Annotated in this window: 18 protein-coding genes; 9 read left to right on the plus strand and 9 right to left on the minus strand. The window is 61.7% G+C overall.

All coding sequences use genetic code 11. The annotated features are described in order from the left end of the window. Positions 1-140 precede the first annotated feature (140 nt). From AB0N72_RS17640 to AB0N72_RS17660, 5 genes are all read right to left on the minus strand, one after another. A complete protein-coding gene (locus AB0N72_RS17640) occupies positions 141-1,811 on the minus strand; it encodes a family 43 glycosylhydrolase (RefSeq protein WP_363933508.1) in 1,671 nt (556 codons plus the stop codon). Continuing rightward, entirely contained in the window at positions 1,808-2,815 is a 1,008-nt protein-coding gene (locus AB0N72_RS17645) for a hydroxyacid dehydrogenase (protein ID WP_363933510.1), read from the minus strand. The genes AB0N72_RS17640 and AB0N72_RS17645 overlap by 4 nt, the downstream gene beginning before the upstream one ends. 27 nt (positions 2,816-2,842) lie before the next feature. Next, positions 2,843-3,865: a carbohydrate ABC transporter permease gene (locus AB0N72_RS17650; protein WP_363933512.1), complete on the minus strand. Its 1,023-nt coding sequence runs from the start codon at positions 3,863-3,865 to the stop codon at positions 2,843-2,845. A 4-nt stretch (positions 3,866-3,869) separates the two neighbouring features. After that, positions 3,870-4,820 (minus strand): sugar ABC transporter permease, encoded by a 951-nt coding sequence (locus tag AB0N72_RS17655; protein ID WP_363933514.1) that lies wholly within the window; start codon positions 4,818-4,820, stop codon positions 3,870-3,872. Between the two features lie 71 nt (positions 4,821-4,891). Beyond that, positions 4,892-6,241 carry an extracellular solute-binding protein gene (locus AB0N72_RS17660; protein WP_363933516.1) on the minus strand — a complete coding sequence of 450 codons (1,350 nt, stop codon included), beginning with the start codon at positions 6,239-6,241 and terminating at the stop codon, positions 4,892-4,894. A gap of 247 nt (positions 6,242-6,488) precedes the next feature. Between AB0N72_RS17660 and AB0N72_RS17665 the strand changes: the two genes are divergently transcribed. Both AB0N72_RS17665 and AB0N72_RS17670 read left to right on the plus strand, forming a co-directional pair. Continuing rightward, positions 6,489-8,684: an alpha-galactosidase gene (locus tag AB0N72_RS17665; protein WP_363933518.1), complete on the plus strand. Its 2,196-nt coding sequence runs from the start codon at positions 6,489-6,491 to the stop codon at positions 8,682-8,684. A gap of 360 nt (positions 8,685-9,044) precedes the next feature. Continuing rightward, positions 9,045-12,323 (plus strand): discoidin domain-containing protein, encoded by a 3,279-nt coding sequence (locus tag AB0N72_RS17670; RefSeq protein ID WP_363933520.1) that lies wholly within the window; start codon positions 9,045-9,047, stop codon positions 12,321-12,323. Positions 12,324-12,515: 192 nt separating this feature from the next. Here the strand turns inward: AB0N72_RS17670 and AB0N72_RS17675 are convergent, their stop codons facing one another. Beyond that, positions 12,516-13,475 carry a family 43 glycosylhydrolase gene (locus AB0N72_RS17675; RefSeq protein WP_363933522.1) on the minus strand — a complete coding sequence of 320 codons (960 nt, stop codon included), beginning with the start codon at positions 13,473-13,475 and terminating at the stop codon, positions 12,516-12,518. A 196-nt stretch (positions 13,476-13,671) separates the two neighbouring features. Between AB0N72_RS17675 and AB0N72_RS17680 the strand changes: the two genes are divergently transcribed. Next, positions 13,672-15,441, plus strand: a complete 1,770-nt coding sequence (locus tag AB0N72_RS17680; protein WP_363933524.1) for a beta-galactosidase family protein — start codon at positions 13,672-13,674, stop codon at positions 15,439-15,441. A gap of 102 nt (positions 15,442-15,543) precedes the next feature. Then, the gene (locus AB0N72_RS17685) at positions 15,544-16,839 is read left to right on the plus strand and encodes an amino acid permease (RefSeq protein ID WP_363933526.1); all 1,296 of its coding nucleotides are present in this window, start codon (positions 15,544-15,546) and stop codon (positions 16,837-16,839) included. 6 nt (positions 16,840-16,845) lie between these two features. Here AB0N72_RS17685 and AB0N72_RS17690 read toward each other — a convergent pair whose 3' ends face one another. Beyond that, positions 16,846-17,745 carry a sigma-70 family RNA polymerase sigma factor gene (locus AB0N72_RS17690; protein ID WP_363933528.1) on the minus strand — a complete coding sequence of 300 codons (900 nt, stop codon included), beginning with the start codon at positions 17,743-17,745 and terminating at the stop codon, positions 16,846-16,848. A gap of 17 nt (positions 17,746-17,762) precedes the next feature. After that, positions 17,763-18,221 carry a carboxymuconolactone decarboxylase family protein gene (locus AB0N72_RS17695; protein ID WP_363933530.1) on the minus strand — a complete coding sequence of 153 codons (459 nt, stop codon included), beginning with the start codon at positions 18,219-18,221 and terminating at the stop codon, positions 17,763-17,765. A 93-nt stretch (positions 18,222-18,314) separates the two neighbouring features. Between AB0N72_RS17695 and AB0N72_RS17700 the strand changes: the two genes are divergently transcribed. After that, positions 18,315-19,352 carry a zinc-dependent alcohol dehydrogenase family protein gene (locus AB0N72_RS17700; RefSeq protein WP_363933532.1) on the plus strand — a complete coding sequence of 346 codons (1,038 nt, stop codon included), beginning with the start codon at positions 18,315-18,317 and terminating at the stop codon, positions 19,350-19,352. A gap of 51 nt (positions 19,353-19,403) precedes the next feature. Here AB0N72_RS17700 and AB0N72_RS17705 read toward each other — a convergent pair whose 3' ends face one another. Next, positions 19,404-20,027, minus strand: a complete 624-nt coding sequence (locus AB0N72_RS17705) for a TetR/AcrR family transcriptional regulator (RefSeq protein ID WP_363933534.1) — start codon at positions 20,025-20,027, stop codon at positions 19,404-19,406. Between the two features lie 129 nt (positions 20,028-20,156). Here AB0N72_RS17705 and AB0N72_RS17710 point away from each other — a divergent pair, with 129 nt between their 5' ends. From AB0N72_RS17710 to AB0N72_RS17725, 4 genes are all read left to right on the plus strand, one after another. Further along, a complete protein-coding gene (locus tag AB0N72_RS17710; RefSeq protein ID WP_363933536.1) occupies positions 20,157-21,074 on the plus strand; it encodes an SDR family NAD(P)-dependent oxidoreductase in 918 nt (305 codons plus the stop codon). Further along, positions 21,071-22,264 carry an acetyl-CoA C-acyltransferase gene (locus AB0N72_RS17715; RefSeq protein ID WP_363933538.1) on the plus strand — a complete coding sequence of 398 codons (1,194 nt, stop codon included), beginning with the start codon at positions 21,071-21,073 and terminating at the stop codon, positions 22,262-22,264. The genes AB0N72_RS17710 and AB0N72_RS17715 overlap by 4 nt, the downstream gene beginning before the upstream one ends. Before the next feature lie 66 nt (positions 22,265-22,330). Continuing rightward, positions 22,331-23,713: an MFS transporter gene (locus AB0N72_RS17720; protein ID WP_363933540.1), complete on the plus strand. Its 1,383-nt coding sequence runs from the start codon at positions 22,331-22,333 to the stop codon at positions 23,711-23,713. Positions 23,714-23,717: 4 nt separating this feature from the next. After that, positions 23,718-25,364: a long-chain fatty acid--CoA ligase gene (locus AB0N72_RS17725; RefSeq protein WP_363933542.1), complete on the plus strand. Its 1,647-nt coding sequence runs from the start codon at positions 23,718-23,720 to the stop codon at positions 25,362-25,364. The last annotated feature ends 2 nt before the right edge of the window (positions 25,365-25,366 follow it).

Raw genomic sequence — 25,366 nt, forward strand, 5'->3', positions numbered from 1 at the left:
TCACGTCGCGGGCATCGCCCGTCCGCGACCCCATCCAAAGGGGTGCTGACAGCTCAATAGTAGCCTTCCGCAATCGGTTTCAGCGTAAACCCCTCCCGACGCCCCGGGGCCTCAGTAGGGGTTACAAACGAGGTGTGAAATTACTGGGTAGTGGTGGGGCCTTGTAGGCGATAGGTGAAATCACGAAAATCTGCTGTGAATTTGCGGTCCCTTAGGTCCTGGGCTGTGACCCCCACGAAGGCGCCCGTGAAGCGTAACGTATCCCCGTGGTCGTCTGAGAGATTGAGGCTGTTCAAAACGGGGCCGATGTGCGTCTCGGGGCCGCCCGGGTGCCTCCAACTGAACTGAAGCGACTCATCTCGAAGAGAAGCCATGAGCCGAAGGGGCGTGTCGGGCCGTACAACTACACGGCCATGTGACTGAAGGCCGCTGCCTGGATCCTTTTCGTAGACCTCCAGAACAGTCTCGAACTCCGGATCGCCCGTTGCGAACCGGCCGTCGACTTCGGCGACCGTAGTTCGGAGGTAAAAGTAGCTGGCCGTGTTGTAGTAAAAGATCAAACCCGCGCTTTGGCTGTAGTTCCGTGGGTTCGCTTCCATGAGCACACTGACGTCCAGCGATGTGGAGGTGAGCCGGCGGGCCACTAACGACTGGTCACGGAGGCTGTCGGTACTGGCACCACCGCGCAGCCGCAGCCAGCCTGGGCGCTTTGCCAGGCTCGCCCATTCCGGGTCCGCTGGCCGGCGGAGCGTGTTCCAGGGCCACTCAACAGTCGACACATTCCGGCCTGTGCTTGAGAACGATGCTGCATCGACACTCTCCGACGATTTGGCCGGTGCTGCCCGTTCGCCATCAGGGCCCTCAGCATCTGACAGGGCTGGACCCACTACGTGTGTGGCAGGATGCCAGCCACCGTTCTCAAGACGCAACCAGTGGTCCTCTGTTCTTGTCAGGCGCTGCACGCAGGTCTCCCGGCCGAGGATGGAATATTGGCGTCCGCCTCTCTCCAGCCAGCGGCTTGCGAGATGGGCCAGGAACAGGCTTCCGTCCTGGTCCGCCACAATCTCGCCGTGGCCCGCCTTCTGCAGTGCGTGCGTGGGCCTGTCGCGCGAAGTCAGGACGGGCCCGTGCGGATCTTCTTCGTATGGCCCGAACAAGTGCCGGGAACGCATCATGGCAATTCCGTGGTTGCTCCCGGTCCCGCCTTCGGCCAGCATCAGATAGAAGAAGCCGTCAATGAAGTAGATGTTGGGACCCTCAATGAGTTCCTTGCGCCGGTGGATGGTCCGGGGCGCGGAGATGGTGGATGTGCCCTCCGAATCCAGTTCCTGAAGGTTGATGCCGGCGAACCTCCCACGTCCGTTCGGTCTGTAGTCCCACTCCATATTGAGCAGCCAGTGCCGGTCTTCGTGATGGAAAATCGAAGGGTCGAAACCTGTTGTTGTGACCCTGACCGGCGGCGTCCAGGGCCCTGAAACCTGCGGGGACCTGGTGACATATGTGTCCATGTCCTTATGGGGGCCACCGAACCCTGTAACCACCGTGAAGACCAACCAGAACGTCCCGTCGGCCCAGCTCAGGGAGGGAGCCCACACGCCACCAGAGTCCTGGATTCCCGGAAGCCCGAGGGCGTCCTCGTGTCCGTGGAAGGAACCCGCAAACTCCCACGTCCGCAAGTCCCTTGACCGGTGGATAGGGACAGATGGCAACCATTCGAAGGAACTATTTGCCAGGTAGTACCAGTCACCCACTCTGATGATGGAGGGATCGGGCGAAAACCCAGGGAGAACCGGGTTAGCGAGGACGGTCATGCAATCGACTCCAGGTGCCCGTCGACCGGGTCTGTTGCCAGGTGCTCGGGGTGGGTGAACGGCAAGCCTGCGGCGTACCGTTCCAGTTCGGCCACCACATGGTCGCCCATCCTCTGCAGTTCAGTGCCCATGGACCCCGCAATGTGTGGAGTCAGGACAACGTTTGGCAGTTCGTAGAGTATGTGTTGGGGTGGAAGGACATCCGGTACGGCAACGTCGAGAATCGCGTGGATCCGCCCTGAGACCAGTTCTGCCTCAAGAGCGCCCTGGTCCAGGATCTCTCCTCGGGCAGTGTTAATCAGCGTGGTGCCGGGCCGCATTGCCGCCAATTCGGCAGCTCCGATCATCCCCTGGGTTTCCGGTGTCACAGGAACATGAATGGACACCACGTCGCTGGCGGCCATGAGCTCCTCGAGGGAGACCAACCTTACTCCCAGTTCATCCGCCTCCTCCGGAGCGATGTACGGATCATAGAGCCATACTTCGAACTCGAAAGGCTGCAATAACTTGGCCGTCATTCGTCCGATGCGCGATGCGCCAATTAGTCCGATGACCTTTCGGTAGTTCCCCGCAGTGGGAAACTCAGTTTCACGGTCGATGAACCTCCTCTGTTCCCGATAGAGTCTTGCGGCGCTGAAAGCCTGCTTGTTGGCGAGGAGAATCATGGCCACGGTGTACTCCGCTACGGGCATGCCATTGACCTCGCCGGCGTTGGAGGCCTTGATCTCCCGGCCGCGGGGAAGTGGAGGCATCTTGTCCGAGATGACCCCGCCAGCGTGGATTACTGCCTTCAGGTTAGGCGCCATGCCAAGCGTCTCCGGGGCTAGCGGCGGGCACCCCCATCCGGTGATGAGTACCTCTGTTTCTGCCAGGATCCGACGCGCGGCTGGGGACTCGAAGTCTTCAAAAACGATCCCCGTATGGTGAGCCGTTGCGTGCCATTTGGCTTGGGCCTCCAGGGAAAAAAGTTGATCAAAGAGGCCGGGCGGTGACATTACAGCCATGGTGCGCGGTTTATCTATCCGTGTCATTTACTTCACCGCGCCAAGGGTCACGCCTGACTTCCAGAACCGCTGCATCGCGATCATGAAGATTGCCAAAGGAACGATGGCGAGCAGTGATCCGAGAATGAGCATGCTGGTGCCGTCCACTGTTTCTCCCGCCAGTGTCCGCTTTCCTGCCCAGTTGTACAGACCCAGGGCGAGCGGCCAGTTCTCCTTGCCTGAGCTGCCCAGCATTGTCAAAGGCAGGAAGAAGCTGTTCCAGTTGCCGACGAAGGCAAGCAGAAAGATGGTGGCCGCGCCGGTTGTCATCAGTCTCATAACAACCTGGACGAAGATCCTGAATTCGCCTGCACCATCGATTCGTGCCGCTTCCAGGAGTTCTGCCGGGATGGCTCCCTCGATGTAGACCTTGGCTAGATAAACACTGAAGGGGCTGATGAATGAGGGTATGAGGACGGCCCATGGGGTCCCGACCAGCCCCCACGATGAAAACTGAAGATACAGCGGAATGGTGAGCAGCGCCGAGGGCAGCAGGAAGGATGCAACCACCGCTCCGAATACCACCTTCTTGCCGCGGAATTCGTACCGGGCCAGGCCGTATCCTGCGGCGAGCGAAATCAGCATCGCAACAAAAGAACCAACACCTGCATACAGCACCGAGTTGAGCATCCAGCGGAAGTAGTAGCCGTCGTCGTACACAAATATTTGCTGCAGATTTTCCCAAAGGTTGAAGTTCGCAAACCACAACGATTCAAGACCCTTGGCACCGTAGAGATCGGATTGACCTTTGGTGGATGCAACGATCAGCCACCAAATAGGGCCAGCGGAATAGATGACAGCCAGGCCCAGGCCGACCAGGACCAGCAGTTGGGAAGTCCTGTTTTGCTTGACGCCTGCAGCTCGCGCCGGGCCGGCGCCGTGGCGGCGAATTCCTGACGCAAACCCTTCGCGATTCGTTGCGGGAATTTCGGGGCTGCGGATCACAGCGGGTGGCAGACCCGCTTTGTCTTCCGGAACCACATTTGTGGGAATTGGATTTGTGGTGCTCATGACGTCAGGCTTCCGGCTTGTTGGTGAATTTGTAGTAAAGGAAGGACACCCCGGCAATGACGACGGCGAAGATCATCGACAATGCGGCGGCGTAGTTGTAGTTGTTGGAATCAAAGGCCTGGTTGAAAATCATCAGCGTAGGGGTGTAGTCCTTGGTGACCACCTCCGGGACGAAGGACCTGAACAGCAATGGTTCAGCGAAGATCTGAAGAAGTCCGATGATGGACAACATTCCGGTCAGCACCAATGCGCTCCGGACAAAAGGAACTTTGATTGATAAGGCGATTCGCGCCTCGCCCGCGCCATCGAGCCGGGCAGCTTCGAAGAGTTCAGGACTGATGGCCTGCAAGGAGGCATAGATAATCAGCATGTTGAACCCAATGCTGTCCCAGGTGAGGAGGTTGCCGATCGATGGCCACATCATGGCATCAGAGAGGAAGTTCCAGTTGAGGGAGAAGAATTTGCCGAATTCCGTCAGGGGCCCGATTTCGGGGGAGTAGAGGTAGATCCACACCAGGGTGCCCACCACGCCGGGAATCATATAGGGGATCAAAAGGCCGATGCGGAGACCGGCCACCACCCTTCCTTTGAGATAGTCCAGGCCGAGCGCGAGCATGAGGGACAAAGCGAGCTTGATGGGAACCTGAACGCACGCGAACACAGCAACCCGCCCCATGGACTCCCAAAACCTGGGATCGGTGGCGGCGGTAATGAAGTTGTCCAACCCCACAAAAACGGTCGTATTACCTGAAAGTCCCAGTCCAGAGGACTTGACGCTAAAGAGGCTTTGGAACACTGCATATCCGAGGGGCAGGATGAACAGAACAACGAAACCTGCGGCGAAAGGCAAGGTGAAGGCCGCACCCTTGGCGGCAAGAAGAGTCCGCCAGCCGAATCGGCTGGATTTGGGCGGTGCTTGTGCGGGGCGCCCGGCCCGTTGAGTCAGAGACGACATGCTGTTTCCTTAGAGACTGATTCGAAGGGAAGGCGGGTGGCGTGCAATTTCCGCCACCCGCCTGCGCCCGGCTACACGGAGCCGTCTGCGGCGTTGATTCCCTTCTTTTTCAGATCGTTGATCGTCCATTCCTGCATGTGCTTGAGCAGGTCCGTGACTTTCTGTTGTTTGGTAATCACCTTGGCCCATCCGTCCGCCAGTTCGGTGTACATGGCGGTGTAGTTGGGCCCGTAGGTCCAATCCGGAGCGATGTTCTTGGACGCTTCGATTGCCACCTTCACGGCCTCGGCGTGATTGGCACCGAAGAGCTTCTCGGGAAGCAGTGTGCTCACGTAGGAGTCAGAGTCCGCAATGACGGGGAACGAAGAAGCTCCCTTGATGGGGTCTGCGGCAATGGTTACTGACTCCTTCTCAGTAGCCAGCCACACTGCTGCCTCGGCCGCCGCCTTTTTGGACTTGGACTGCTCGGTCACGAAGATTCCCCCAATGGGACTGACGTTGGCCTTGCCTCCCGTGCTGAATTCCGGTATCGGCGCTGCCGCCCAGTTGCCGAATGAGTCCTTGAAATTGCTCACCATGCCATTGGTGGACCACGTCCAGATGTGGCGGGTGGCCGTGTTTCCCTTGTCATACATCTGCTGCACGGCGGCGTAATCGGCGAAGCTCTGGGTTGATATGGCGCCCTCGTCGATCAACTTCTGCGTAACGTCAGCTGCCTCCATGGTGGCCTTATCCAGGAAGTTGATCTTCCAGGTGTCTCCATCGGCCTTGTACCACTGGGCGCCGGCCTGCCAGGCCCAGTTCACCAACGTGGAGGGATCCTCGCCGGCCATGTTGGTTATTTTGTGACCTTGCCCTGCCAGCACCTTGCCCTGGTCCACGAATTCATCCATGGTCTTCGGGGCGTTGAGATTTGCTGCATCGTAGATCGGCTTCTGGTACACGAAGAATTGGGGGGCCTGCTCAGTAGGGATGACGTAGTTGTGGTCATTGACCTGCGAAGCTTTATAGGCCGATTCGCGGAACTTGTCCTTGCTGGGTGAGAGCCAGGGAGTGACATCGGTTGCCACTTTCTCCGCCACCAACGGCACCATCCAGTCCTGGTTGCCTTGTTGAAGATCAGGTGCGTTGCCTGCTGATGCTGCGTTGCGCAGGCCGTTCAGGGCGTCCGCCCCGCCTTTGACTTCTGTGTACTTGATTTGCACGTTCTTATGGGCCGCGTTGAACAGCTTGACCTGGTCCGCTGTGCCTTTCTTCCAGCCCCAGTAGTTGAGGGTGACGGGCTGCGAATCCGTTCCCTCCACCCCTGGATCCGCTGAGGGGCCGGCCGGGGCTGCGGCTGGCCCGCCTCCACATGCTGCCAGCGACGCCGCAAGGGAGAGGGCCGCGGCTCCGGTAATAAAACGCTTCATTGCATTCATGATGCTCCTTGGAGAGATGGCTTCCTCGGTGACCGACGGACACGTCCGATGGGACGGATTGGAAGCTGATATCGATATCAGAGTAAACGCCGACACGGCGGTTGGCAAGAGCGGATTGTGGCGTGCGTTACATGCCAACCGTGGGGGCATTGCTTAATCTGATATCGATATCATACAGTTGGGCCACCGTCGTGGCGCTTGCTGAACAGCGTGTGGCCGCGTCCGTTGACCTTAGGAGAACGCCGTCATGACCGCCATCCACCCGGATCCAGCAGCGCTGGCCGTCGAACCAGCCGATGGACTGGAAGAGGGTCTGCGTCCCGGTACGTCCCTGTTCACCTGGGGCAACGGCTTGCTTCAGCTTCACTTCCTGCATGGCCCGGCAATCGCGCCACGCTTGCTCGCAATTTCCCACAAAGATGATGCGCCGCTTGAGCCTGCCAACCTCGTGCGTTCCTCCCGTCCCGTGATTGAGCTGTCCCTGGCCGGTCAGGGAAGGAGTGGAACCGCAGGAAAGCGGCACATGGACGGGCGCACGTCCCAGGATTTGCGATTGCTCGAATTCCGGGAGTCGGAGGCCGACGGAGTGCGCCGTTTGGAAGTCCATGCCGGCGACGAACGCTCAGGGCTGCATGCTGTTGCTCATTACGAGGTGGCGGAAGCCGCTGCAGTGGTCCGCACGTGGACCGACGTCAAGGCCTCAACAGCCCCAGTGGACCTGGAATACGTTTCGTCGTTTGCCGTTTCAGGACTTGGCCACGGCACGGACTGGGAAGAGAAACTGCAGCTTTGGCACGCGTTCAATCCCTGGTCCGGTGAGTTTCGCTGGGCCAAAGGATCGCTCGCCAGCCGTGGCCTGATCAATGTGGGCATGGTTCAGTACAACCAAGTGGGCTCAAAGAACCGGATCGTCGCCACGTCAACCGGAGCCTGGTCCACATCCGAGCAGATGCCCATGGGAATACTTGAAGACACATCCACCGGACGCATGATGGCGTGGCAGGTAGAACACAATGGCGCTTGGCATTACGAACTGGCCGACAGGTACAACGACGTCGCTTTGGTTCTTTCAGGGCCCACCTTTGAAGAGCACCAGTGGGATGTGCACCTGGAACCCGGATCGACCTTCACAACGGTTCCTGCCGCCGTCGCCATTGCGCCACAAGGAGGCATTGATGCGATTGCTGCTGAGCTGACATCCTACCGGCGCCGCATTCGCCGGCCGCACCCCGACAACACGGCCCTGCCGGTGGTTTACAACGATTTCTTGAACTGTCTCATGTCCGATCCCACCACCGAGAAGGAGATACCGCTGATTGAAGCGGCGGCCGCTCTGGGCGCGGAGGTTTTTTGCATCGACGCCGGTTGGTACGACGACGAGAACGGGGGCTGGTGGGACTCGGTAGGTGAGTGGGAACCGTCATCGAACAGGTTCCCCGACGGTGGGCTCGATGCAGTCATCGACAGAATCCGGCGCGCCGGAATGCAACCGGGTCTTTGGCTCGAGCCAGAAGTTGTTGGAAGCAGGAGCCGTATAGCGCGGTCCCTTCCGGATGCGGCGTTCTTCAGCAGAAAAGGCCATCGGGTCCAGGAGTGGGGCAGGTACCAGCTCGATCTGCGCCATCCGGCAGCCCGGGCCCATTTGGACCGGGTGGTGGACCGGTTGATGGAGAACTTCCGTCTTGGCTATCTCAAGCTCGACTACAACATCGACATAGGCGCCGGCACCGATCTGAACGGCTCTGCCGGATCGGGGCTGATGGAACACAACAGGGCATTTCTCGCCTGGGTTTCTGCCGCCATGGATCGCCATCCCGGGCTGACCATTGAAGGATGTGCGGCCGGTGGATCCCGCCTTGATGGGGCCTCGTGCTCGTCCTTCCCCATCCTCTCCCTGACCGACCAGCAGGACTACGCCAAAATCCCGGCCATCTCTGCGGCGGCGCCCCTGGCATTGCCGCCGGAACAGGCGGGAGTCTGGGCAACAGTTGACGGGTCCATGGGCGAGGAGCAACTGGCTTTCTCCATGATCAGCTCGATGCTTTCAAGGATCCACCTTGCAGGACGGATAGACACCCTGGAGCCTGGCCAGCAGGCTGTGGTGGCAGAAGCCATTGACCTCTACAAAGGACTGCGCGGCGCCCTACCGCATAGCCGACCTTTCTTTCCCCTGGGCCTTCCGGCCTGGCGTGACGACTGGGTGGCCCAAGGCGCGTTCCTGGAAGAACGGTCTGTGGTGGTTGCCGTTCACCGGAGAGCGGGAAGCCCCGAGCAACACATAGGACTGCCGCCCGAGGTCGGACCGGGGGCATCCGTGGAGGTTCTGTATCCCACTTGGAGCGAAGGTCTGGTGGCCTTGGTTCCAGGCCTGGAGGGCAGGCTGGAGCTGAAGCTTGAACTTCCGGAGCAGAACAGTGCCCGCCTTATCCGGATCAAGTACTGATTCGCACGCCGGCCCGTGGGGTGATGCGTCCCCGGATGGTGCCCCGTCACTACCAATCCCGTGCAGCGCAGCCCGGACCTGCCGCCCCGGGCCACATTTTCACAACAAAGGAGAAATGCAATGCAGCAATTTCCTGACCATTCCAGCAGTGCGGGAAGATCCCGTGGTCCTTTGGCTGTCCGGCATAAACCCGGATCCAGTCCCGGAATCCTGAGAGTCCTTGCCGGCACGTTGTCTGCTTTCATAGGGATCGCCCTACTGACGCCGGCATCTGCCCACGCCGTTAACGTCACTGAGGTGGCTCTACCCGAGATTACCCAAACGGTCAGTTCCGCGGGTTTCACGCACCCGGGAGCAGGCATGACAGCCAGCCAGCTACAGAACGCGCAGCAGCAGGTGAAGGCCGGCGTCGAACCATGGGCGAGCTACTACAAGGCGATGTCCGAGACCAAGTACGCCGCTCGGGACTATGTTGCTGGAAACCAAGGCCCCACGGACGACACACCACTGAACAATGCCTACGACCAGGCGTCCATGCGAGGAAAAGCGCACACGGACAGCTTGGGAGCCCTCACCCAGGCATTGATGTATGTCATGACTGGCGACGAGGTCTACCGGGCAAATGCGCTGCACGTCCTCAGGACGTGGAGCAGCATGGACCCGGCGAAGTACAAATATTTTCCGGATTCCCACATCCACACGGGTGTGCCGCTTTACCAGTTCGTGAGCGCGGCAGAGATCATCCGGTCCACGCAGCCGGTCAACCCTGACCTCAACGGCTACGATCTCAGGTGGACCGAGCGCGACCAACAGAGGGCCAAGGACAACATGGTCCTGCCCACCATCAGAACCTTCCTCTATTCGCAGAACCGGTTGTGGAATCAGCACCTGTACGGGGTGATCGGCATGCTCTCAGGAGCGATCTTCATAGATGATCCGCAGCTTTATGCCGAACGGGTTGAGTGGTTCTCCGTAAACTCCACCTACCAAATCAACGGGACCATCAACGGCGGTGACGTCAACGGCAGCCTCTCTGCACTGCTGCGGGAGGTAAAGTCTGACGATCCCCGCAACCCCCTCGGCCATGATTTTGTTGAGCTGGTCGAGATGGGCCGCGACCAGGCCCATGCCGAAGGCGACATCACTCTTCTGGGCTCCATCTCGCGAATGATCAATAACCAAGGCACCCGCCTGGACCCTGTCCACGGCACAGTGTCCCAGGCCGCCGACGCCGTCAGCCCCTACGGTTTCCTGGGCAACCGGCTGTTGAAGGGGGCCGATAAGTATGTCCAGTTCATGATGGGTGAAGAAGTGCCGTTCATTGACACGTCCGGTGGTTCCAGCTCCCTTTCCCAGGCTTACAGAGGACGGCTGAGGGACATGATGAGCGAGATCTACTATCAGTACAAGTACGTTGAAGGCGTTGACGTTGAACGGGAAGCGCCTTATGTTGCCGAGCTTCACGAGAAGCGGGACGGCCCCCTGTATTACAACGGCGCCGGCATCGAGAACTTTTGGAATCCGCGAGGATCGGACTTCAACCCTGCGGATTACTGGGTAGCGTTCCCCGCACAACTGGCAAACGAGAATGTCAGCGTTCCCGTGCCGGGCCCAACCGCCGAGATGTCCACCGCGCAATACGGAAAGGTGATCGGCAAGGACGCCAAACAAAAGACCGCCGGCGGTGAGGAGTTCATCCGATTGGATTCCCATAAGGACGACGCGGTCTTGGCCGTTCGCCGGATGGTGTGGTCGGACAGGACCAAGACGTCCCTCGTGGGAATCAAGGTGAGGACGAACGGGACAGCCACACTGCAAGCCGCCCGGACCGCGAACTCGACGGCTTTCGCTGAAATAGCGCTACCTGACACCGCAGGTGCGTGGACCTACGCCTGGGTCGACCTGGACTCGAATAAGATTCCAACCAGCAAGGTAGGTGAAAACATCCTTTTCCTTCGCGCCAAGGACGGCTCCCCGCAGATCGACGTTAGCGGCGTTCTTAGCCAGGCCAATGGTCTTTTGACCCCACCTGTCTTCAAGGACGCACCCGGGATCAGCACGGTTGCGGTTGCCGGTGAGCAGTTCTCCCGCAACCTGGTGGTCACGGACTCCGGAGGCGCCCCCTCGCTTAGCCTGCAGGGCGCTCCGGCGGGTGCCTCCCTCGCGGTCGACGGGCGCCTGGCGTGGACCCCGCAGTCCGGAGCGGATGTGGCGGCATTCCTGGCCGTGGCAAACGACGGCCAAACCACTTCGGCCCTACCTGTCACCATCAGTGTTGCTGCCAACCGGCAGGACGCCATCGACAAACTGCTTTCCGGCGTTCAGGATCAGGCGCTCTACACTTCCTCCAGTTGGGCTGCCCTGGTCAAGGCCAAAGACGCCGCCCTGGCAGGCAAGGATTCTACGGATGCTGCCGGATTCGGGACGTTGCTGGAGGGCTTGCGGCAGGCGGTTCAACAGCTGGCCGAACTGAACCCGAAGCTCGAAGACGGGTCTTTGGATTTCACCAAGGTGGTGACCTCGAGCCAGATATCGGCTTCAACGCTGGGTTCATTGATTGACGGCAGCAACCAGACAACATGGGGTGACCTTCCGGGTCCGGCGGTGGTCTTCGACGCGGGGACGGCTTACCGGCTCCGGGTCGACAGGTTCGGCTTCCTGGCCCGGGATACCTTTCCGGATCGTACCCGGGGAACCAGCGTCTATGGCTCCAGCAACGGCTCCGACTGGACGCTGCTCACCGAAGCGCAAACCGTGGGCCAGGACAATGCCCTCGAATACCTTCCCGTCAAGCAGGAACTTCGCAACCAGTCCTACCGCTTCCTCAAGTTTCAATTGGAAGGAGCGCAGCCAGCGGGCCGTGTATGGAGCGTGGCTGACCTGCGGATTGAAGGAGAACGCCGCGAGACGGTCGGTGCAATGAACACGGTGACCCTTGGTTCTCCAAACGCCACGGCGGGCCGGGTGGTGGACGGCGACACAGCTGAGCTCAGGTTTACGGGCGCCCCGCAAAACTCGAACATCTCGGTCATCATCCAAGGGCAACCGGCAACGGTGACCGCCGAAGAACCCGGCACATGGCTTGCGCGAAGGGCGCTCCAGGGCGGAGAAGGCGCACCGCTGACCTTCGCTATCAACTTCACTGCACCTGAGGGTAAAGCCGCGGATCCGGTGGAAGCCACGAGCGACGGGTCCGGGCTGTTCGTTTCCAGCAATACCGGGCTGGTCGACAGCCGTTTCGCCTCCGCTGCCGTGCTTCGCCCCAATCTCCAGCCGAGCAGCACCCACACCGCGGACGCTGCGAAGCTCTTCGATAACAATGCGACCACCTATACGGACACGCGGCAGTTTGACGGCGTCTACGGCATCACCTGGGACTTTGGCCCCAACGGGTCCGTGAAGCTGGGCAGGGCAGAGATCCTCCTGCGGCAGGACGGCTACGGCACATCACGCGTGCGGGACCTCAGGCTGGAGGGCTCAAACGATGGGCAGAACTGGAAGCGGCTGACCCCGGCTGCGCCCAAGAGTGTTCTTCCCTGGCAGCCATGGACGGTCAATGACAACTCCCAGTACCGGTATGTGCGCCTCGTGAACGGAGACATCATGGGTGTCGCCGAACTGCGGCTATACGGGAGTTGAGCAGGTCTTATGGCCACCTTTGAGGGGAGAAGCATGAGCAAGTTGGTCGAACTCCGCTCGCTCGTCGGGGTCGATGTCCAGGAGCGCCTCAAAGCAGCGGCTGAGTAGCACAGCACGATAAGGGCAAAGCAAACGGTCCAGGATCTTCGGATCCTGGACCGTTTGCATTGTGTCCCATACGGCGTGCGTAGGCTATGCCGTGATGGTGCCCGTTCCGGCGTCGAGCGACCACTCATCCATCCACGCAAGAGACGCGTTGCCGTCGGCAATCTGGATCGGAAGCCAGACCGGGGCGGAGTGGAAGAGGTCGTCGCGGATCCACCGGTCCCCGACGTACACGTGGGTTGTGCCCTCAGTCCCTTCTATGCTCACGATGGTGGAAACTTGTGAGTCGTGGGTGGCCGAGCCTGGCGGCGCGAAGTCCTGCCACTCGCTCCATGGCCCACTCGGCGCCTTTGCGGTTGAATATTTGTTGTCGTTGGTGGACCAGCCCGTAAGGTCGGAGCCAAAAAGGTAGTAGAGGCCAGCGACTTTCACCATCGCCGGGGACTCATATCCATGTGATCCCAAGGGGTGGTCGCTCTCAGGTGCCAAGGTGGTGGAGACAAGGCTGTCCACGGCCAGGAAGTCTTCCGAAAGGCGGTAGATCTGAAGGCCGTGGTCCCTGTCTTCGCTGAGGAGGTAACCAGTACCGTCGTCGTCGACAAAGACGCCGATGTCCCGGCTGACGTTGCCGAGCGGCCGCTCGGCGCGAAGGAATTGGTAGGGACCTTCAGGCGTCTCCGATATGGCCCACCCGACCTTGGCGTCCGAATAGTCCCGGGAGTCCACATGGAGGAACATGACGTATTTTCCGTCGCGGTTCCTCAGGACTTTGGGTCGTTCGATGACACGGTCCAGCGCTAGTTCGGGAACGTCCTCTGACACAGGGAGGGAATGCCCACGGAACGTCCAAGTGGACAAATCAGGGGACGAGTAGCAGGCCACGCCGCCGAAAGTTCCCCCATGTGTTTTGTCTTCGCCCCAAGCAAAGAACGTGTCGCCGAACTGTTGGAGTCCTGCTCCGTGGAGCTGGGCGACTTTGCCGTCCTGGTCCAGGAACAATTTGCCGGGTGAGATTTTCCCGCGTTCGGCGTAGTGGTAAGAAGTCACGGACTCTCCAGTCTGTTGAGCTTTGAGCCATGGACGATTAGGCTCTGAAATCGTTATCATAGCTTGTGGAGCGGCAAATTGGCAGAGTGTGGTTGCCGGGGATGCGCCGGGAAAATTCCCCAAATGCCTCACGCATTGCGGACGCCTGCACAGAACCCATCCCGCCTCTCCCACGTCCCTGAGATTGGATCCATCAATGTCCCACTTCGATATCGGCGAGCACGATTTCATGCTCGACGGCGAGCCGCACCGGATCATCTCCGGCGCCTTGCACTACTTCCGGGTACATCCTGAGCACTGGGCGGACAGGATCCGCAAGGCGCGCCAAATGGGGCTGAATGCCATCGAAACCTATATCCCATGGAACGCGCATGCGCCATTGCCCGGGGTGTTCGACACCTCGGGAATCCTGGATCTGGCCCGGTTCCTCGATCTTGTGGACGCGGAAGGCATGCATGCCATTGTTCGGCCAGGCCCGTACATCTGCGCTGAATGGGACAACGGGGGCCTGCCTGCGTGGTTGTTCGACTCTGGAGCGAACGCGATCCGGGTGGACGACTCCGCTTATCTGGAGGCCATCAGGGAATACTTCAATCAACTTGCACCGATCCTGGTACCCCGGCAGATCCACGCCGGCGGTCCCATCATTCTTGTCCAGATTGAAAATGAATATGGGGCTTACGGCGACGATCGCACTTACCTGGAAAAGCTGGTCCGCATCAACCAGGAGATCGGCCTGACCGTTCCGTTCACCACGGTTGACCAACCCGAGGACCACATGTTGCGGAATGGGAGCTTGCCCGGATTGCACAAGACTGGCTCGTTCGGTTCCAGGGCAACTGAACGCTTGGCAACCCTTCGCCGGCACCAACCCAGTGGACCCCTGATGTGCTCTGAGTTCTGGGTGGGATGGTTTGACCATTGGGGAGCCCACCACCACACGACGCCGGCGGAGCAGGCAGCCGAGGAACTGGACGTCATGCTGGAGATGGGTGCGTCGGTCAACATTTACATGTTCCATGGCGGAACGAACTTTGGCCTCACTAACGGCGCCAACCATAAGGGCGTGTACCAACCCACTGCCACAAGCTACGACTACGATGCCCCACTGGACGAAGCCGGAAATCCCACGGCCAAGTATTGGGCCCTCCGAGACGTGATATCGAAGTACTCCCAACTTGACGACGCCGATGTTCCGGTACCTTCCGGGGCATTGGCGCAGGCTGTTCTCCCGCTGAACCGGAAGGTCCCCTTGTGGGACGGTTTGGACCACCTCGGACGCTGGGACCACAAAGGGGACCTCCCCACCCATGATGACCTTGAGCACTACTCCGGCTATAGCGTCTATTGCACCGAGGTGGCCTTGAGCGGCCCCGGTGTACTCACCTTTGACGCGGTTCGTGACCGCGCACAAGTCTTCTTGAATGGGCAGCCGGTTGGCACTTTGGCCCGCGATCATCACGAAAAGTCGATCTCCCTGCCCCGCGATGCAGCCGGAACTCTTCAGATTTTGGTGGAGGACCAAGGCAGGGTGAACTACGGCCCGAAGTTGGGTGAACCCAAGGGGCTTGTCGGCAAGGCGCGAATCAATGGCCAATCAGTACCGGACTGGCGCTGTCTCCCACTGGACCTCGCCGGAATCACTTCCACTCTGTCCGAACTGGACAGCGAGGAAGTGCACCTTGACGGGCCTGTTTCCGGTCCTGCTTTTGTCCAAGGCGAATTCGAGGCAGGCGATCAGGCAGATGCGTTTCTTTCGATGAGTGGCTGGACCAAAGGGGTTGTTTGGATCAACGATTTTTGCCTTGGTCGGTATTGGTCGCGGGGTCCCCAAACCACCCTGTACGTCCCGGGGCCCGTTCTGCGCCGGGGTACCAACTCCATCGTTGTCTTCGAGTTGCACGGCGCCGCTGCGTGCTCAGTGGCATTGGTGCCGGCCCTGGGGTTGGGACACACCGAATCCTGACAGAGTGACGGTGGCATTTGTGCGGAAATTCGGCAGGATATTGCTGTTTGCAGGCAGTTTCCCTGCTGGCTGGCACCGGTCCGAATACTGTTCAGTAGAAGGGTGAATAATGCTGTCAAAGGTTCGGGTCTGGGTCTCTTCCGTGCAACGGGGATCTACGTAGGTGCCATTTTGGGATCGGGGGTGCTGGTTCTGCCTGCCATTGCCGCCCAAGTGGCGGGTCCGGCGTCGATCCTGGCGTGGGCATTGCTCCTGGTGTTCTGCACGCCGGTGGCGTTCAGTTTCGCGGAGATGTCACGGCAGCAGCCCGACGCCGGCGGCATTGCAACGTTCGTCACCAGGGCTTTTGGGCAGCGCGCCTCTGTGGTGGCCGGTTATCTGTTCTACTTCGCCATTCCGTTCGGAGCCCCGGCAACAGCAGTGATCGGAGGAGAGTACATCGCCCATGCCATGGGAGGCGGCCGTGAAACAGCCCTGATCGCGGCTGGAGCGATCCTCGCAGCCGGTTTTGCGGCCAACGCGGTGGGGATCCGGGTCTCGAGCAAACTGCAACTGTTCCTGATGGTGTTGCTGGTGGCCTTGCTTGCGTTTGCCGTAGCGGTGGCCGCGCCGCATGCACAGGCAGGCAATTTCGTGCCGTTCGCCCCACACGGCTACTTGGCTGTGGGCGGCGCCGCCAGCCTGTTGTTCTTCTGCTTTGCCGGGTGGGAAGCGGTGACGCACCTCGCTGGGGAGTTCCGCAACCCCGAACGCGACCTTAAGCGGGCAACCTGGCTGACGCTCGTCGTCGTCGGGGTGGTGTACATCGGACTCGTCGCTGCTTGCGTGGCAGTCCTCGGACCCGGCCTTGCGGACAGCAGTGTCCCGGTGGCCGAGTTGCTGGCTAAAGGACTTGGCCCGGCGGCTGCACCGGTGACCGCCGTCGCAGCGGCCGTCCTGACGTTCGGTCCGCTCAGTACTTTCGTGGCGGGCGCCAGCAAGCTCGGTGCCCGGTTGGCGTCCGACGGCGTGCTGCCGCGGCCTCTTGCGCGCGGCATCGGCGCGGGGCAGGTGCCTTCGGTGAGCCTTGGTTCGCTGGCGGCGATGACCACGGTGTCCTTTGCCCTTGCCGCTGCCGGTGTGCTCAGCATGGAGTTCCAGATCGGCGCGGCATCCGCATGCTTCACGGCCGTCACGGCGTTTGGGTTGGCGGCGGGCGTTCGACTGTTGCCGCGACGGACCGCAGCCTGGTACGGCGTGATCGTGGCCGCCGTCGTGATGCTTGTGGTTCTGCTGTTCAGCGGATGGGCGCTGCTGGTTCCGGCAGGGTTGGGTGCCGCGGCGTTCATGGTCGGGCGAAGGTCGTCCAAACGCCTCCAGCCGCAGCCGGTGGACGGCCCAAGCATGGTGACGTGGTGAGCGGGGCTATATAAGCTGCGAGACCCGGGCCAGTTTGTCCGGGTTGGACAGCTGACGCAGCCCCCGGATACTCCCATCCGGGCCGGCGTCCACCTCGACGATGTCGGAGCGGCCGTGGTGCCTGAGCACCAAAGCCGCTCCGCCATTGACCTCCACAATCCAGGCACGGACGGGCTCCACAGGATCGAAAACCACTGCATTGCCCAGGATGCCGGCAAAAAACCGCGCGATCCTTGCCGCCCCGAACAGCGGGTTCATGGCGCTCTTGACCTTGCCGCCGCCGTCGGCCCACAGCACCGCATCCCGGTGGAGCATCGCCACGACGGTTTCGATCTCGCCTTCCTCGATGGCCTGCACCAGCTTCTCCAGGACGGCCCGGTCCTTGGCCCGGGGAGCGGGCGCCTCCGGGTCGATGTCCAGGCGGCGCTCCGCACGCGAAATCATCTGGCGCACGGCAGCAGGGGTCTTGTCCAGGATCTCCCCGATTTCCGGTGCTGCCATCCCGAAGGCGCGGTGCAGGACCAGCGCCGCCCGCGCCTCCGGCGCCAGTTGCTCAGCCAGGTGCAGCAAGGTCAAGGACAGCAGTTCGCGGTTGGCCACTGCTTCCTCGGGTAGCTGGGCGGTGTCCACGGGCTCCGGCAACCATGGCCCTGTGTAGTCTTCGCGGGCGGCGGCGAGTTGGCGCACCCTGTCGATGGAACGCCGCACGCAAACAGTGGTCAGCCACGCCGGCCAGGAGTCCACGCGGCCGGCGCCGGTGTTCCGCTCCTGCCGGACGGCGTCGATCGCAACCTCGGAGACCACGTCCTCGGCATGGCCGAAGTCGCCCAGCATGCGGTACGCAATCCCCAGCAGACGGTTCCGTTCGCTTTGCCACGCCACCGTGGCTGAGACGGCAAGAGTCATGGTGCCCACGTTACCGTTCAGACCAGCGGATTCTTTTCATCCAGCGGCGGCTCCATCTGCGTGCTGATGGCGATCCTGTTCCAGACGTTGATGGTGGAAATTGCCAGGATGAGGCCACCCATCTGCCCGTCGTCGAAATGGGTAGCCGCCGCGTTCCAGATCTCGTCGGTCACCGTGTCCGGCCCGAGCTGCGTCAGCGCGTCCGTCAGGGCGAGCACGGCCTGTTCGCGGGCATCGAAGAACACTTTCGAATGCTGCCAGGCGGCAACCGCGTGGAGCTTCCTTTCGGGTATGCCGCGCTTCCGCCCGTCGGTGGCGTGCATGTCAACGCAGAAGCCGCAGCCGTTGAGGATGGAAGCGCGCAGCTTGATGAGCTCGTACAGGTCCGGGTCCACGGCAGTGCGTGCGTAGCCCTCGAGGCCAATGACGGCAGCGTAGCCGAGCTTGTTGCTGCGGCCGATGTTGATGCGGGTCATACTGACTTCCCTTCAGAGATGGTTCGTTACATCTGGAATGTCGGAAGCGGCGCCGGAAGTGTGACAGTGGCAGCCAATTGCTAGAGTCAGGGCGTGCGCGCAGTGATATTTGATGAGGTCCTCACCCAGCCCGACGTCCGGGAGGTCGCCAAACCCGAAGCCCCCGCTGGCGGCGTGGTGGTGAAGGTGCTGGCTACAGGAATGTGCCGCAGTGACTGGCACGCGTGGGCCGGCCACGACGACATCGCCATGCCCCACGTCCCGGGCCACGAGCTCGCCGGAGTCATCGACTCGGTGGGGGAAGGCGTCCAGCGCTGGAAAGTGGGCGACCGCGTCACCGTCCCCTTCGTTTGCGGTTGCGGCACATGCCAATGGTGCCTTGCCGGTGACGCGCAGGTCTGCCTCGACCAGCAGCAACCCGGATTCACCCACTGGGGATCGTTCGCCGAATACGTGGCACTGCATGCTGCCGACAGCAACCTTGTTGCCATCCCTGACAGCGTCGACTTTACGACGGCGGCAAGCCTCGGCTGCCGCTTCGCCACGGCATATCGCGCCTTGGCGGCCCGCGCAAAGGTGAAGGCCGGAGAATGGGTGACTGTTGTGGGTGCCGGCGGCGTCGGGCTGAGTGCCGTGATGATCGCCAAGGCCATGGGAGCCAAGGTCATCGCCGTGGACAGGAACCCGGAGGCGCTGGCTGTTGCTGCCCGCTTGGGCGCTGACCACACTGTACTCGCTGACGGAACGGACATCCCCGAAGCAGTGAGCCGCTTGACCGATGGAGGCAGCCACGTGGCGGTGGACGCCGTCGGAAGTGAGCAAACCTGCGCCGACGCGATCCTGAGCCTTCGCAGGCGAGGCAGGCATGTCCAGATCGGTTTGCTGCCCTCCATCGACGGCAATCCGCAAGTGCCCATGGCCCGCGTGATTGGCTGGGAACTCGATCTCCTGGGCAGCCATGGCATGGCCGCGGTGGACTATCCGGGCATGTTGGCGCTCATTGAGCAGGGCGCGCTCCAGCCGCAGCTGCTGATCGAGCGCACCATTGGCCTGCAGGACGCTGCGGCGCTGTTGCCCCGCTTCGACAAGGCCAACCCTGCGGGCATGACCATGGTGGACCCTGCCCTCTAGCTTTCACGTTGAAGGCTGAATGGCTGAAAGGCTGTTCGGCTGTAAAAGCCGTCAGTGGGATGCGACTCCGGCGAGGATGAGGTCAACGACTTCCTCGGCCAATGACCGTATGCCGGACGGAGCCTGCTGATCCTGCTCGCGGTACCAAACGTCCACAGCGTTGAGGCTGCTGAGGAGAACTCGGGTCGCCAGCGGTGGATCGACTTTTCGCAGCGACGCGTCATTGACGCCTTCCTCAACCACTGCCCGGAACAAGAGTTCGTATTCCTTGCGGAGTTGGTTGAGCTTCACCAAGGCTTCCCGCTGGTGAACGGTGAGCGATTCCGACGACTGGTCGCGGACGCCCTGGTGGACTACGTGGTGGTAATCGACATCTTCCATCAGGTTGACCACGTGGGCGGTCGCCATGAGTTTCAGCCGCTCAAGCCCGGATCCAGGTGATTCGGCCAAAGGTTCCACTACGGCCTTCACTTTGTGCATGCCGAGCTCGTAGGCAGCCAGGAAGATGTCGAACTTTGATCTGAAGTGGTAGTAGACCAGGCCCTTCGTGGCGCCCACGGCCGCAGCAATGTCATCGATCGTCGTCTTCGCGAAGCCCCTTCGGGCGAACCCTGCAGCGGCTGCATCGAGGACGCGTGCCCGGATGTGGGGGTCGGCGTCGGCACTGGTAGTCACTTGTCCTCCATCACGCATAGTCCCAACATCATGTCATTCCCCGGGCAATCTCCTGCGCCCGTCCTTGACGGTCCTGTGACGGTGACAACATAATACTGAGTAGTATGTAGGCGGACAAAGGAGTTTTCAGTGGGAATCGACCTCCACGGGCAAGTAGCGATCGTCACCGGAGCCGGTGCCGGATTGGGGCGGGCGCATGCCTTGGCGCTGGCAGAGCGAGGCGTCAAGGTGGTCGTTAACGACGTCGATGGGTCCCCGGGCGTCCCCGTCAGCCGGTCTGCTGCCGCAAGGGTCGCGCTAGAGATCCGGGACGCCGGGGGAGAAGCCATGGTGGCACTCTGCGACGTTTCGGATGAGCAAGCCGTCGAGGAGATGGTGGCACGGATCGTTGGCGAGTGGGGGCGGGTGGACATCCTCATCAACAACGCGGGCATCCTGCGGGACAAGTCTTTCGGCAAGTCTGATCTCAACGCTTTCCGCAAGGTGGTGGACGTACACCTGATGGGGTCCGTGAATTGCTCGCATGCAGTGTGGTCCCACATGGTCCGGCAAGGGTACGGACGAATCCTCATGACCACCTCCGCGTCCGGCATCTACGGCAATTTCGGCCAGGCCAACTACGGCGCGGCGAAGTCCGCCGTGGTAGGCCTGATGAACGTTCTTGCCATCGAGGGCGAGAGCAAAGGGATCAGAGTCAATTCCCTAGCCCCGACCGCAGCAACGCAAATGACAGAGGATCTTCTCGAGCCGCAGGAACTGGCCCGGTTGGCGCCTGAAGCCGTGTCTCCCGGCGCCGTCTTCATGGTGTCGCCGGACGCTCCAACAAAGACGATTCTGGCCGCAGGCGCGGGAGTGTTCGCCGTCGCACGGATGGAGGAATCGGCCGGCGTCTACCTTCCCGAGGACATGCGCACTGCCGAGCAGGTTGCCCACCACTGGGCACAGGTCAGCGACATGACCGGTTCCGTGGTCACCAACAGTGCCTTTGAACAGACGAGACGGTATATCGCTGTAGCCGAGGGTGCCGCTGCGGAGGCGCAGCTGTGAGGGAGGCCGTGGTCGTCTCGACGGCGAGAACGCCCATCGGCCGCGCGTACAAGGGGACTCTGAAGTCCGCTTCGGGGCCGGAGTTGGCGGCCCACGCTATTGCTGCCGCCGTCGAACGGGCCGGCTTGGAGCCAGGCGATGTCGACGACGTCGTGCTGGGGTGTGCCATGCAAGAGGGCACCACCGGATTCAATGTAGCCCGGCAATCTGTCCTGAGGGCCGGACTGCCCGATACCGTTCCGGCAATGACCATCGACAGGCAGTGCGCCTCAGGCCTCATGGCCATCGCAACTGCTGCGAAGCAGATCGTTGCCGACGGAATGTCCGTTGCCATTGGTGGGGGTGTGGAGTCCATTTCGCTGGTGCAGAACGAGCACCAGAACAGTTACCGGTCCCAGGATCCATGGCTGCGGGAGCATCGCCCCTCGATCTACTTGTCGATGCTTGAGACGGCGGAAATCGTGGCCGAGCGGTACGGCGTCGGCCGCGAGCTGCAAGACGAATTCGCCCTGGTGTCCCAGCAGCGCACCGCACAGGCGCAGGCATCAGGCCTTTTCGACGACGAGATCGTTCCGTTTACGGTCTCCGGCGATGTTTCCCGGGAGGGCGACGGGCCAGACGGAAGCATCACGCTGGCCCGGGACGAAGGCAACCGCCCCTCCACCACCTTGGAGGGTTTGACGTCGCTGCGACCTGTGCTTAAGGACGGCCAGGCATCCAGGACGTCCACAGTGACTGCCGGAAATGCTTCCCAGCTTTCCGACGGTGCCTCGGCTGCCGTGCTCATGGAGGCCGGCGAGGCGCATCGCCGCGGACTGGACCCCCTAGGCATCTACCGCGGCCTGGCTGTGGCAGGCTGCGAACCCGGTGAAATGGGCATCGGGCCAGTCTTCGCGATCCCCAAACTCCTGCAACAGCACGGGCTCGGGATCCAGGACATAGACCTGTGGGAGCTCAACGAAGCGTTCGCCTCGCAGGCCCTTTTTTGCCGCGACCGGCTGGGGATCGATCCTGACCGCTTCAACGTCAACGGCGGGGCCATCTCGATCGGCCACCCCTACGGAATGAGCGGCGCCAGGATGGTCGGACACGCCCTCCTGGAGGGCCGACGCCGGGGCGCCCGCTACGTCGTCGTGAGCATGTGCGTTGGTGGCGGAATGGGAGCCGCCGGCTTGTTCGAGGTCTGCTGACGTCGAACCGCTTGTTCCCTTCACCCGAACAATCCCAAGAACAATCCGAGCGAGGATCAAGGCACCATGACCGAACCAACTCCGCGCCCCGACGCCGTCCACGCGCGGGCTACGCGCAAGGCTCTACTGAAGCTGATTCCGCTGCTTTGCGTCGTCTACTTCATGTCCTACGTGGACAGGACCAATGTGTCCCTGGCCAAGACCCACCTTGAGGCAGACGTGGGACTCAGCGCGGCCGCCTACGGGTTGGGTGCCGGCATCTTCTTCATCAGCTATGCCTTCCTTGAAGTCCCGAGCAACCTGATCATGTACCGCGTCGGGGCGAGGGCGTGGATCACGCGGATCGCACTGACGTGGGGCGCTGTTTCAGCGCTGCTGATGTTCGTGCAGGGAGAGGCCTCGTTCTACGCACTGCGATTCATCCTCGGTGCGGCGGAGGCTGGGTTGTTCCCGGCCCTGGCGTACATGGTCACGGTGTGGTTCGCGCAGAACCAGCGCGCGAGCGTCATGGGCTTCATCTACCTCGCACCGACGATCGCCCTCATCATCGGGGGTCCAGTGGGCGGTGCCCTCATGGAACTGGACACTCTGTTCGGCCTGAAGGGCTGGCAATGGATGTTCATGATCGAGGGCCTGATCACGATGGTGATCGGCGTCGTCGTGTGGTTCAGGCTGCCATCAACCCCGCAGCAAGCCACGTGGTTGACCCCTGAGGAGGCCGACAGCCTGACCAGGCATGCCGGGCCGCCCGACCAGCACGATCACCGCATCCGGGGAAACATGCGCAGGGCCTTCGGCCGGCCCTTCATCGTACTGATCGCCCTGGTCTACTTCCTGAACCAGGTAAGCAGCGTTGGCCTGGTGTTCAACATCCCATCGATCATTGAGTCCATGGACGTGGACAGCCCCTTCATGATCGGACTCATCTCCGGCAGCGTCGGCATCGGAGCGACCATCGGCGTCCTGCTTATCCCGAGGCTGTTCCGGCGATCCGCCAGGGAGGCGTCCTGGGTTGGCTTCATGGCGTTGGGCACCCTGGTGACCGCCGTGGCTTATGTCCTCGTCGAGCCGCCAGTGGTGCGGGTGGTGCTCATCGCCGTCGGAGCGGTTTTCATCTTCGGTACGTTGCCGCTGTTCTGGTCCATCGCGATGGCGCGGATGTCAGGGATCGTGGCCGCCGCGGGCCTTGCGTTCATCAACATGATCGGCCTCATCGGCGGATTCGTTGGTCCCTACCTCTTCGGCGTGGCCGAGACTGCCACGGGGGATCCGGCCACCGGCTTTTTCATCATCATCGCGGCGTCCGGTGTCTCCGTTGCCATCACACCTATCCTGGCGTGGGCGCTGAGGCGCGAAGACCGCGATTCGGCATCGAAGGCCGGGTTGGACAGCAACCGGGACGTGGAGTTGTCGTCGCGCGCACTCATGGATTCACAGCAGGAAGGCTGACATCATGCGCGGACTAATGCAGGAACATCCCCTGAGCACGCCCATGCTGGTGGAGCGCCTTGAAGGCGCCTTCGCCCACAAGGCAGTCATCACCGGGGCGCAGCAGGACCGGAGATCCGCGACTTATGGCGAGGTCGCGCGGCGGACCCGGAAACTGGCTGGTGCCTTGGACGACCTTGCAGTACCCGGGTCCGCCCGGGTTGCAACCCTGGGGTGGAACAGCCAGCGCCATTTTGAGCTTTACCTCGCCGTGCCCAGTTCCGGCAGGGTGCTGCACACGATCAATCACCGTCTGGCACCGGCCGACATTGCGTACATCGTCAACGACGCCCAGGACGATGTGCTTTTCGTTGACCGATCCTTGCTCGATGTCCTCTGGCCCATCGTGGACCAGCTGCCCACTCTTCGGCACATCGTCGTCATGGACGACTGCGACGGGCCCTTGGTGCCCCAGGACCCGCGAGTGTTGGACTACGAAGCGATCCTTGAGCAGGCGGACAGCGCGGAAGCCTTCGAGGTCCCCGACGAACGAACCGCGGCAGCCCTGTGCTACACCTCGGGCACCACCGGACGCCCCAAGGGTGTGCTGTACGACCACCGCTCCATCGTCCTGCACGCCATGTCCCTCCTGTTCGCGGACATCTTCGCCCTGGGGGAGGCGGACGTAGTGATGCCGATCGTTCCCATGTTCCATGCCAATGCATGGGGACTTCCCTACGCAGCCGCCCTGTGCGGGGCCTCCCTGGTCCTGCCGGGCAGGGCCACGGCACCGGACAAGCTTGCCGGGCTGTTGGAACAGGAAAAGGTCACTGTGTCCGCTGCCGTGACCACGGTCTGGAAAGGCTTGCTGCCGCATCTGCACGGGCGGGACCTGTCCGGGCTCCGGCGGCTGGCCAACGGTGGCAGCCCTTTGCCCGTGGACCTGGCCCGCCAATACCTCGAGGAGTTGAATGTTCCGCTCGTTGGAACGTGGGGAATGACGGAAGCAAGCCCGCTGCTCACCTCGGCGCGCACGCCGTCCAAGGGAGACCAGGCCGCCGTCCTGGAGAGCGAAGGCAAAGCCCTTGCCAGGATGTGCGCTCCGGGTTACCCGAGCCCATTGGTCGGACTCCGCGTTGTGCGGCCGGACGGTACCTTGGCCCCGCACGACGGCAAGGAAACCGGTGAACTGCAAGCACGCGGTGCTACAGTGGCCGGCGGTTATTTCGGCGCCTCCGACGGATCAGCGTCCTTCACACCCGATGGATGGCTGAAGACCGGAGATGTCGGGACCATCGATCCGGAGGGTTGCGTGCACGTCGTCGATCGCCTCAAGGACCTGATCAAGTCCGGCGGCGAGTGGATCGGCTCAACAGAGCTGGAAAACGCCATCCTGAGCCACCCGCACGTCTGGGAGGCCGCCGTCGTCGGACTGCCTGATGAGAAGTGGGGTGAGCGGCCCGTTGCCTATGTTTCTCCCAAGGGGAACGCCGCCCTGACCGCAGAATCCGTTCGCTTGCACCTTGAAGGCAAGGTGGCCAAATGGTGGATTCCGGAAAGGGTCGTGGTCATTTCCGAAATTCCCAAGACGTCAACCGGGAAAATCGCCAAGAGGACGCTCCGGGAGGCTGGGCCCGGAGAAGGGAAAGGGCCCGGGGAGGGGAACATCTAAGG

The sequence above is a fragment of the Paenarthrobacter sp. NPDC089307 genome, from assembly GCF_040685055.1.
In the GTDB taxonomy this organism is placed as follows: Bacteria; Actinomycetota; Actinomycetes; order Actinomycetales; family Micrococcaceae; genus Arthrobacter.